This is a genomic window from Psychrobacter sp. (assembly GCF_049295055.1).
In the GTDB taxonomy this organism is placed as follows: Bacteria; Pseudomonadota; Gammaproteobacteria; order Pseudomonadales; family Moraxellaceae; genus Psychrobacter.
Genome location: NZ_JBAQQF010000090.1, coordinates 1 through 10,461, shown reverse-complemented (window position 1 = coordinate 10,461; position 10,461 = coordinate 1). Strand labels below are relative to the sequence as shown.

Annotated in this window: 11 protein-coding genes and 1 pseudogene; 9 read left to right on the top strand and 3 right to left on the bottom strand. The window is 40.9% G+C overall.

Going from position 1 to position 10,461, the window contains the following annotated elements; all coding sequences use genetic code 11:
- Both WAZ74_RS13395 and WAZ74_RS13390 read left to right on the top strand, forming a co-directional pair.
- A partial coding sequence (locus tag WAZ74_RS13395) for a diacylglycerol kinase (RefSeq protein ID WP_422308801.1) occupies nt 1-312 on the top strand: 312 nt, incomplete at its 5' end.
- A 48-nt stretch (nt 313-360) separates the two neighbouring features.
- Nucleotides 361-1,149: a PAP2 family lipid A phosphatase gene (locus tag WAZ74_RS13390; RefSeq protein ID WP_422308800.1), complete on the top strand. Its 789-nt coding sequence runs from the start codon at nt 361-363 to the stop codon at nt 1,147-1,149.
- 20 nt (nt 1,150-1,169) lie between these two features.
- Here WAZ74_RS13390 and WAZ74_RS13385 read toward each other — a convergent pair whose 3' ends face one another.
- A complete protein-coding gene (locus WAZ74_RS13385) occupies nt 1,170-1,718 on the bottom strand; it encodes a manganese efflux pump MntP family protein (protein WP_422308799.1) in 549 nt (182 codons plus the stop codon).
- A gap of 41 nt (nt 1,719-1,759) precedes the next feature.
- On the bottom strand, nt 1,760-2,035 hold the full coding sequence (locus WAZ74_RS13380) for a metal/formaldehyde-sensitive transcriptional repressor (protein WP_422308798.1): 276 nt from the start codon (nt 2,033-2,035) through the stop codon (nt 1,760-1,762).
- A 139-nt stretch (nt 2,036-2,174) separates the two neighbouring features.
- On the opposite strand from WAZ74_RS13380, the gene WAZ74_RS13375 reads away from it, so the two are divergent.
- From WAZ74_RS13375 to WAZ74_RS13360, 4 genes and pseudogenes are all read left to right on the top strand, one after another.
- Nucleotides 2,175-2,522, top strand: a complete 348-nt coding sequence (locus WAZ74_RS13375) for a DUF3147 family protein (protein ID WP_422308797.1) — start codon at nt 2,175-2,177, stop codon at nt 2,520-2,522.
- A gap of 139 nt (nt 2,523-2,661) precedes the next feature.
- Nucleotides 2,662-3,321 carry a response regulator gene (locus tag WAZ74_RS13370; protein WP_422308796.1) on the top strand — a complete coding sequence of 220 codons (660 nt, stop codon included), beginning with the start codon at nt 2,662-2,664 and terminating at the stop codon, nt 3,319-3,321.
- A 43-nt stretch (nt 3,322-3,364) separates the two neighbouring features.
- Nucleotides 3,365-4,990, top strand: coding sequence for an ATP-binding protein (locus WAZ74_RS13365; RefSeq protein WP_422308795.1), 1,626 nt, complete (start codon nt 3,365-3,367; stop codon nt 4,988-4,990).
- Nucleotides 4,991-5,201: 211 nt separating this feature from the next.
- A pseudogene (locus tag WAZ74_RS13360) lies at nt 5,202-5,405 on the top strand (hypothetical protein); the annotation flags it as partial.
- A 175-nt stretch (nt 5,406-5,580) separates the two neighbouring features.
- Here WAZ74_RS13360 and WAZ74_RS13355 read toward each other — a convergent pair.
- Complete coding sequence (locus tag WAZ74_RS13355; protein ID WP_422308794.1) at nt 5,581-7,263, bottom strand: NAD-dependent malic enzyme; 1,683 nt, start codon at nt 7,261-7,263, stop codon at nt 5,581-5,583.
- Between the two features lie 321 nt (nt 7,264-7,584).
- Here WAZ74_RS13355 and WAZ74_RS13350 point away from each other — a divergent pair, with 321 nt between their 5' ends.
- The 3 genes from WAZ74_RS13350 to bhcB all read left to right on the top strand — a co-directional run bounded on the left by WAZ74_RS13350 (nt 7,585) and on the right by bhcB (nt 10,407).
- Entirely contained in the window at nt 7,585-7,752 is a 168-nt protein-coding gene (locus WAZ74_RS13350) for a hypothetical protein (protein ID WP_422308793.1), read from the top strand.
- 406 nt (nt 7,753-8,158) lie between these two features.
- Nucleotides 8,159-9,334: an L-aspartate--glyoxylate aminotransferase BhcA gene (gene bhcA, locus WAZ74_RS13345; RefSeq protein WP_422308792.1), complete on the top strand. Its 1,176-nt coding sequence runs from the start codon at nt 8,159-8,161 to the stop codon at nt 9,332-9,334.
- Nucleotides 9,335-9,399: 65 nt separating this feature from the next.
- Entirely contained in the window at nt 9,400-10,407 is a 1,008-nt protein-coding gene (gene bhcB, locus WAZ74_RS13340) for a beta-hydroxyaspartate dehydratase BhcB (RefSeq protein ID WP_422308791.1), read from the top strand.
- Nucleotides 10,408-10,461 lie beyond the last annotated feature (54 nt).

Below are 10,461 nucleotides of genomic sequence, written 5' to 3'. Positions count from 1 at the left end.
GATGGTTTTAAGGCTGCTTATAAATTTGAGGCCGCGTTTAGACAAGTGTTTTGGCTCAATCTTGTGTTGTTCATTGCCATTATAGTCATGCCCTTTGATATCAGCATAAAAATGATGTTGGTAATCGCCTCTTTTTTATCGCTTATCGTTGAGCTATTTAATACGGGGATTGAAGCTTCCGTTGACCATACCTCAACAGACCAACATCCACTCGCTAAAATAGCCAAGGATGTGGGTTCTGCTGCACAGTTTTTAGCGCTATCTCTATTGTTTATCTTATGGCTAATGGCGTTATCAAGTTTTTTGTATTGAGTAATACTTAGGCATATCGCGAGTTAATATATTTTATAAGGCGGATCAATGACTTTAGATAGTAATTCAACGGATTGGCTCTGGCTCAAGCTGCTATGCTTAACCATCATTGCGACTTTGACTTTCGAACACAGCCAATTTGATATTCGTATTAGTGAGATTTTCTATACAAATGGACAGTGGCTTATTGAAAAAGGTGCTCAACCTTATAGATTTATTTTTTATGATTTTCCCAAGTTATTATTAATATTACTAGGCATTTATTTAATAACGACCTTAACTTGGCGGTATTGGCAAAGTCGCCATGCTAATACTAAGAGTACCAAACCATTCCTTTCTAAGCCATCCTTTATTAGACCAATCGCAGCCTTGTCCAGCCGAGAGCTAGGTTATCTGTTAATCACCTTAATTCTGGTGCCTACGACTATTGCACTGCTCAAAGGCGTCACCCACGTTAGTTGCCCGAATCAATTGACTCTTTTCGATGGCGATTTGCCATATTTGAACCTATGGCAAAGCATGGTAGCCATGACACCAGGAAAGTGCTTTCCAGCGGCTCATGCCAGCGCAGGATTTTCTTTATACGGGTTAGCATTTTTACCTAGTCTGCATAAATATCGTTATAAAATATTTGCAATCGTCAGTATTTTAGGATGGACGATGGGGCTGTATAAGATGCTGTTTGGTGACCATTTTTTTAGTCATACTTTAGTATCGATGCTGCTGTCATTAACGATAACTTGCGCGCTCGCTAGCCTTTTTTTTAAAAATGCTGCTACTAATGAAGGTAGGAATACTCAATCTAACGGTATAACAAAATGGTGGCTACGCTCGTGATGAGTACCTCTCATTACAAGTTAAACCACCATATTCACACCAATGGCTATTAATACCAAGCCCCCTAGAGCTTCTGCCCAACTGCCAAGCCACGTTCCTGACTGGCGTCCTATATAAGCGCCTAAGACACTTAAAACAGCTGTCGTGAGTGCAATAATTAAACATGCCAAATAAGCATTAACCGCCAACAGATTTAACGTAAACCCTGCTGCCATCGCATCGAGGCTGGTAGCTATCGCCAATGACAGCAATGTTTTATGACTTAAATTGATCCGAGTATCATCATCATTAACGGAACGTGACTCATAGAGCATCTTAATCCCAAGCGCTACCAGTATGACAAAAGCAACCCAAGCCGCCCCTTCAGCAAACCAACCCAGCATAGTAGAGCCAAGCGCATAACCAATCAGCGGCATTACCCCCTGAGCAACCCCGAAATAGACACCAATGAGTAACGCCATTTTTATAAACTGCGACCTAACATCGCTCTTATGCGTTGAACCAAGACCGATTGCAGCGGCAAACGCATCCGCAGCCAGTGCTAACGCCAATAAGAGTATCTCTAACATAATAAAATAGTACCTTTTGAAATATTGTTATGCTTCGTTTTCTACTTTAGATACGTTTTTAGTATGGACAACACGTCTTCTATCTCTTGTTGACGTTGTTGCTGGGTAATGTCTTCTGCCCCTAAATGTTCTTTTATATGCTCCTCCAAAACCTCCTTCATAAGACCATTTACCGCCCCTTTTAGTGCCGCTATTTGCTGTAAGAGAGCCATGCATTCAGGGTTGCCTTCTAATGACGCCTCTATTGCTATCGACTGACCTTTGATACGTCTGATACGCCCTAGTAGCTTGCTCTTACTTTTTTGAGTGTGTGACATTGTTTTCTTGCCTCATTCTATACTGGGGGGTAGTATAATATATGATGTTGTCTATAATACACAAGACTGCTGTCTTTTTATACATAGTTAAGAATTTCATAAAGTCTGAATTGAATGTTTCTGTGTCTAGGAGAGTGCTTTGAATATATGGCTTAAATACGCAATTACGGCCTCACTCGTTGTTATAATCTCTGAGGTTGCAAAACGTAGCGATAGAATTGGTGCCCTGCTTGCCTCATTGCCCTTAGTAACGTTACTTACTTTAATTTGGCTGTATGTTGAAAATCAGCCGACAGCTAAGATAAGCAATCATGCCTACTATACCTTTTGGTATGTTCTGGGAACCCTACCCTTTTTCTTATTATTTCCGTATCTGCTCAACAAGTTTAGTTTTGGTGTAGCACTACTGTCTAGCAGCTTACTCACCGCTTTATTTTTTGCATTGTTTGCAATGGTACTACAAAGCTTTAAGATCAATCTTTTTTAGTCAAAATTTTTATGAAAATAAATACGTTAAACAGCTAACTTAATGCTTAATCTGCGCTAAGTCTCTCCTATATCTGATTGAGTATGATTAAGCTACTAGTCTTTTTATATGATAAATAGCTAAAAAATAAGGACACCTTATGCGCGTGTTACTGGTCGAAGACGATTTGATGATTGGCGAGAGCTTGAGCGATGCTTTGCAAGATGAAGCTTATACGGTCGACTGGGTAAAGGATGGCCGCCAAGCTATTTTGACTTTAAAAGTGCAAGCTTATGACATTATCCTATTGGATTTAGGCTTGCCTGAAATCGATGGTATGGGCGTATTAACCGTAATTCGTGATGCTAAGATTGATACACCTGTGCTGATTATCACCGCTCGTGATGAGGTAAAAGACCGTATTGCTGGTCTCGATTCGGGGGCAGATGATTATGTGGTTAAGCCCTTTGAGCTAGGAGAAGTCTTTGCGCGGATGCGAGTGCTTATTCGCCGAGCGCAGGGCAAAGCAGACAATCAGCTCAGCGTTGGCAACTTAACCCTAGATACCGCACATAAACGCGTCGTCATGGATAAAACAGCTGTCGACTTGACTGCTAAAGAATACATGTTACTCACTACCTTTATGCTAGCGCCTGAAAAGGTCATGTCCAAGACTAAGCTTGAGGACTCACTATACGGATGGGGCGGTGAAGTTGAAAGTAATGCTATTGAGTTTTTGATTCATAGCTTACGCAAAAAGGTGGGACAAGAGCGAATTAAAAACGTCCGAGGATTGGGTTGGTATATTAGTAATATTTAACATCGTCCTTGTCTTTATATCATTAATATAGAAGGCTGCCGACATGGCACGTAGCAGACAGGCTTTCAAGCAACCCTTTAAATCTATGCAGTTTCAGCTGATTTTTTGGTCAGTTTTAGCACTGTTATTATTAGCAGTCATTGCCGGTGGTTATGGGTTTTGGTACAGCTACAAAGAGCTCAATGACTTTCAAGATGACAGTTTAAAAAGCATGTCAGCGTTACTTGAACAAACGCTCGATGTTAAAGCCGCTGATTCTGATGCACAGCTGGAGTCTAATATTCACTTTGATACTGATGATGACGATGGCAGCATCACCGTCGATGTCATCCATACCACACTGGCATCGTCACTCACCTCTAACTCTTCTCACAACAATGACAGTGACAATACTGATCATCATAACAAGGATAATTTTAACGATATTAGGGTAGAAGATTTACCTACTATTCCAGTGGGCATTAGTACCAAGACTATAGATGATGAAGTATGGCGCGTTTATCGTAATAATAGTGCAGATAGAGTCATCATAGTGCGCCAGCGTACTGAGTTTCAGGATGATTTGGCCAGATCTAGTGCTTTGCAATCGTTTTTGCCTCTTATCATCGGCATGGCATTTTTGATATTGCTGCTACCTTTTATTATGTGGCGCATGCTCAAGCCCGTACGCCAATTACAAACAGAAATAAGTCTGCGGCGGGAGAGTGACTTAGACCCATTACCAGTCAGCAATCTACCTACTGAGCTGTTGCCATTAGCGGAATCGTTAAACCGTCTACTGGCACTGGTCAAAGTCAGTATCGAGCGTCAGCAACGCTTTATAGCTGATGCCGCACACGAGCTGCGCTCGCCACTCACCGCAATCTCGCTACAGCTACAGCGACTACAACGTCTGACTAACGATACGGTTATGACGGAAGGATTAGATAAGCTGGCTATCCGTCTTACCCGTAATCAAAGACTGGTAGAACAACTGCTAACCCTAGCGCGTGCCGGTAATATGGTAAGTAATACTGATTATAAACCAGTATCCATCAAAGCTATTATCGAGCAAGTTATTGGCTTGCTCATACCTATAGTGGATAGTAAAAATATAGACCTAACCGTTGAATTATTAACGGACTCTTCACAGGAAGAAGTAAGCCTAGATGAGACTTCATTATTAATGCTTATCAAAAACCTTATTCAAAATGCGATCGTTTATACACCGAACAACGGCCAAGTAGCTATTCAACTGTTGCGCTTTAGTGCAACGGCGAATGAGGTAACAAGTCATGATGCCGCCTTACTACGCAGCCTTGGTACTCACGTCATTGGAGCTAGAAAGGCAGCCGCTCTACCCCATCAACTTACTGGCAGGTTGGTATTACAAATAATGGATTCAGGCGCAGGCATTCATCCTGACGATTATGAAAATGTATTTGAGCCATTTGTCCGACTTAGTCAGAAACCCAAAACTTCAGATAGACTTTTAGGAGAGTATGCTGAGATGTTGCGTTCTGATAATGCAGGGAAGAAAAATGCTGAAATAGAGGGCACTGGGCTGGGGCTATCTATCGTTAAATCTATTTGTGAGCAAGCAGGAATTGAGGTCTTTATGAATGCTGCTACGTTAACCGATTCAGAGCAGGATAATCATAGAGGGCTATGTATAACGTTAATTTTCTAAACTATAGTCAATTCAATGTAAAAACGATACAGCAGAACTAGGATGAATTTTTTGTAGCCTCTGTCGGCGTAGGCACAGCAAGCCAGAAAAATTCATCCTAGTCTCGCGTGAAAAATAACGTATCTGTTTTATTGCGTATCGACTATAATTGTAAATAACTTTTAATGACTTTAAGTATGCATATCTTGACGCTTTCTTAACACCTATTGGTACTAAGATATCAAAAACGCTATTATTTTGGAGCGCTTTTGTTCTAACTCGACCTTTAGGAGCAGTATTAGGAGATTTTTTGGATAAGCCTATTGATCACGGTGGTCTTGCATTAAGCCGCTTTGGTGCCTCAGCTGTGCTGTTAATTTTTATCATTGTCTGTTTATTAGTATTTAAACAGCGAGCTAGTGCTAAAGGTCACTGATAAATGTGAGCACAATATAAGCAGTAACTATATAATTAGCAATTATAATTTTATGACTTCGAATACAATATTCTTTATACTAGCCAAATATTAAGATAAAATAAAAAGTAATAAAAAAAGCCGAACGCTACTTATAACAGTAACATTCGGCTTTTTGATGCGTATTGTCTAACCGTTAAAAAGAAGTACGGCGATATTCACGATAGGTAGGTAGCCAGAAGTTAGATTTTAAACGACGTTCTAAATTTTCTGCTGTTACTGGTAATGCTAACTTATCTTCAATAGCTTGCAGAGCAACGGCATAGGCTATTTTTTCACTGATTTCTCTAATGAATTTAATAGGTGGCAATATAGCACCGGGTGCTTTTTCATATTCTACTGAGATATCTGCAAGTGCTTGGCTTGCCGCCGTCAGCATATTATCGCTGATACCGGTTGCACGTGCTGCTAAAACACCTAAGCCAATACCTGGGAATATATAGCTGTTATTACACTGAGAAACTTCAAAAGATTGACCTTCAAAAGTAGTATTAGGGAAAGGACTACCCGTTGCAACAATAGCCTTACCACGACTCCAATTGGTCACTTCTTGCGGTGTTGCTTCAACACGAGACGTTGGATTTGACAGCGGCAAGACAATTGGATTTTCAGTATTCGCACATAACGCTTCAACGACCTCTTGGGTAAAGAGACCTTTTTGCCCGCTTACGCCAAACAATACCGTTATTTTTGCTTGTTTAACCACTTGTGCTAAACCAAATTTCTGACTTTTATCCCAATGTTCAATATCTAATTCTTTTTGCACTAACGGTGCTTGGAATTTTTGTAGCTCTGTCATGCTATCGGTTAATAGACCATAACGATCCACCATAAATACTTGTCTGCGAGCCTGCTCTTCTGTTAAGCCTTCACGCTGCATTTGGCGAATGATATGTTCAGCAATACCACAACCGGCAGATCCTGCACCCAAGAAAGCAATGTTTTGTTGACTAAGTTTCTGACCTTTGTTTAGACACGCTGCGATCAACGTACCGACTGAAACAGCAGCAGTTCCTTGAATATCATCATTAAAACAACATAGCTGATTACGATATTTATTCAATAATGGGGTCGCATTTTCCTGTGCAAAATCCTCAAATTGTAATAAAACTTCTGGCCAACGACGCTTAACGGCTTGAATAAACAAGTCAACAAATTCATTATATTCATCGCCAGAGATGCGTGGATTTCTCCAACCCATATACATAGGATCATCAAGCAATTGTTGGTTATTAGTACCGACATCTAGCAATATTGGTAAGCAATAAGCGGGGCTAATACCACCACAAGCGGTGTATAAAGCCAGTTTACCGATTGGAATTCCCATGCCGCCAATACCTTGATCGCCTAAGCCCAAGATACGTTCGCCATCAGTAACAACGATGACTTTTACGTTTTGTTTGGTGGCGTTTTGCAGCATATCATCGATTTTATGGCGTTCAGGATAAGAGATAAATAAACCACGTTTACGGCGATAAATTTGTGAGAATTTTTCACAAGCTTGCCCAACCGTTGGGGTATATATGAGCGGCATTACTTCTTCAATATGCTGCTCAATCAAATGGTGAAATAATGTCTCATTGGTGTCTTGTATATTACGCAGATAAATATGCTTATCCATATCACTGGTAAATGAGCGTAGTTGAAGATAAGCACGTGATGATTGCTCTTCAATTGTCTCAATATTATGAGGTAATAGACCGGTTAAATTAAAGCTATCGCGCTCCTCTGATGAAAAAGCGCTACCCTTATTTAATAAAGGGGTTTCTAATAATGCTGGTCCCGCAAAAGGAATATATAACGGACGTTTGTTTATCATAATGAAATCTTCTTATTAAATGTTTATAGTGGTACAAAGTTAATGGTTTAAGTATTTTTACTGATTTTTTAAATAACCGATTTATTAAATAATGGAAATTATTTAAATTTTTATCTAACTTTCTTAACATTATTCAAACCAACACAATTGAGGGTTAGTACTCATAACAAATTAAATCTCTTCCATAAGCCTTCAGTAATGATAATGAAGGGATTGTTTTATTGTGTTTGCTGCAGTGAGTAAGTCAGTTAGAAGTCGAGCAATACTAAAAAAATCGTAAAGATAAACGTGGTAAACCAATCGCTCGATGAGGCGTTTACCATGACTAAGAAAATGCAAAGCTATAGTACAGAATTTAAAGCAGAAGCTAGCAAAAAAACGGCTAACTTAGGTATAACGGCTCAGGAATATCGATGTAAACGTTACCCTATTGGCTATTGGCAGAACAAAACCAATCAAAGTAAGTTTGTAGGCAACAAACTATTATGACCTAGATAAATCTTAACACTTGGGTGTATCTTGACAAGTGAGCAGAAAATAGTCATTGTAATAGTTAAGCATAGTCTAGCACAAAGGTTATTTAAAAATACCTTGTTACAACTCATCATTAATGCTATATTTTGATTAGTTGATGAGTACCTACACTTTTTCGACCAAAACCTCTTATTTATCCTTCGTAAAAACTGTTACCGCAAGAACACCATAAAAAGAACGTAGTAAGTAGTAAAGTGACTAATCACCTGCAACTTCTTTCTTTGACATGGTTAATTTTTAAAATTCAAAAAACACAAAAACCAAACTGTATGAGTCAGGAAGACTCTTGCATTAAATTCGCATGAACCCCTGCTTATACAATTATTGTGCCCCTTTATATGCACTCACAAGGATGTCAATCATGTCGCTACAAAACCCAATTTTTATTCCTGGTCCTACCAATATTCCTGACAGATTACGTCGCGCGATGAACGTGCCGACGCAAGATCACCGTGCGCCTGATTTCTCAGACACGTTTTTACCGGTACTTGCTGACTGTAAAAAAGTATTTGGCACGCAAGATAGTGAAATCATTTTGTTTACTTCTAGCGGCACCGGCGGCTGGGAAGCAGCGATTAGCAACACCCTATCACCTGGTGATAAAGTTCTGATTGCACGCTACGGTATGTTCTCGCATCGCTGGATCGATATGTGTCAGCGCCACGGACTTGATGTGCAAGTCGTTGAATGCGATTGGGGCACAGGCGCTCCTGCTGATAAATTCCAAGCGATTTTAAGCGAAGATACCGCGCACGAAATCAAAGCCGTCATGGTTACCCATAACGAAACAGCAACTGGTGTTTTAAGTGACATTGGTGCGGTTCGTAAAGCCATGGATAGCAGTGACCACCCTGCTTTATTATTCGTCGATGGCGTCAGCTCAATTGCTTGTGTGCCTTTTGAGATGGATGCTTGGGGCGTAGACGTTGCGGTTGCCGGTTCACAAAAAGGCTTTATGCTCGCAACCGGTATGGCAATATTGGGCGTCAGTCAAAAAGCCTTGAGTCATATGGATGAAGCTAAGCTTCCGCGCACCTATTTTGACTTCCGTGATATGTTGAAAGCCAATGCCAACGGCGGCTTCCCTTATACGCCACCATTAAACCTCATCTATGGTCTAAGAGAAAGTCTTGAGATGTTGTTTGACGAAGGTCTTGAAAACGTCTATGCACGTCATTACCGTTTAGCTGAAGGCGTACGCCAAGCCGTTAGCGCTTGGGGTATGAAGCTGTGTGCAAAAACGCCTGACCTTTATTCTAATACCGTCAGCGCCATCTTTGTCCCTGAAGGCTTTGATAGTAATAAGCTGACCGATCATGCTTTTAATAAATACGGTATCTCTTTTGGTATTGGTTTGGGCGAGATGAATGGCAAAGCTTTCAGAATCGGTCATCTAGGGTCATTGACTGAAGTTATGGTACTAGCAGGGCTTGCAACGATTGAGATGGCGATGGTTGATTTGGACTACCCTATTAAACTGGGTCAAGGCGTTGCTGCTGCGCAAGAATATTATCGCCACAGCGCACCCACTAAATAAAATCCATTATATAACCAGCCATTAAATAACAAGCAATTAAACAAAAGAATAAAGGATTATTTTTTATGATCACAAACGAAGATGGATTAGTGATTCCAACCCTTGATGATATGTTAGAAGCGCATGAGCGCATCAAACCATATATCCATCGCACCCCTGTTTTGACCTCTCGCTTTTTAAATGAGTTGGCAGGCTGTGAGATGTTCTTTAAATGTGAGAACTTCCAAAAAGCGGGCGCTTTCAAAGTACGCGGCGCATCAAACGCGGTGTTTGGTCTGTCTGACGAAGCTGCAAAAAATGGCGTTTGTACACACAGCTCAGGTAATCATGCCCTATCTTTATCTTATGCAGCAGGTCGCCGTGGCATACCGTGTAATGTAGTAATGCCGCACAGTGCACCAGAAGCAAAAAAAGCAGCAGTTCGTGGTTATGGCGGTATCATTACTGAGTGCCAGCCATCAACCACGTCACGTGAAGAAGTCTTTGCTAAAGTTCAAGCAGAGACTGGCGGCGACTTTGTGCATCCGTACAATGACCCACGCGTAATCGCCGGACAAGCAACCTGCTCACGCGAGTTTTTAGAGCAAATGGAAGAAATCGGTGTAAAACCTGACATGGTTGTCGCACCAATCGGCGGCGGCGGTATGATTTCAGGTACTTGCTTGACGCTATCGAACCTAGCACCTGATGTCAAAATTTATGCTGCAGAGCCAGTCAACGCTGATGATGCTGCGCGCTCATTTAAAGCTGGTCATATCATCGCTGATGATGCCCCTGAAACGGTTGCTGATGGCTTAAAAGTACCGCTTAAAGATTTAACTTGGCATTTTGTCAGCAATTACGTGACTGATATTTTGACCGCGACCGAAGAAGAAATTATTGAAGCAATGAAGCTGACGTGGACTCATATGAAAATCGTCATCGAGCCAAGTTGTGCCGTACCGCTTGCTGTCATCTTAAAGAACAAAGACGTTTTTGCCGGTAAAAAAGTTGGCGTCATGGTAACCATCCCAAACCTAAGACACCTAACAAATAGAATTAAGCTGCGTGGTTCAGTTTCTGTATCGGCGTAAAGCCGCCATTACCCATGTTAGGGCGCTCATTATTGTAATGATATAACCAGCGTT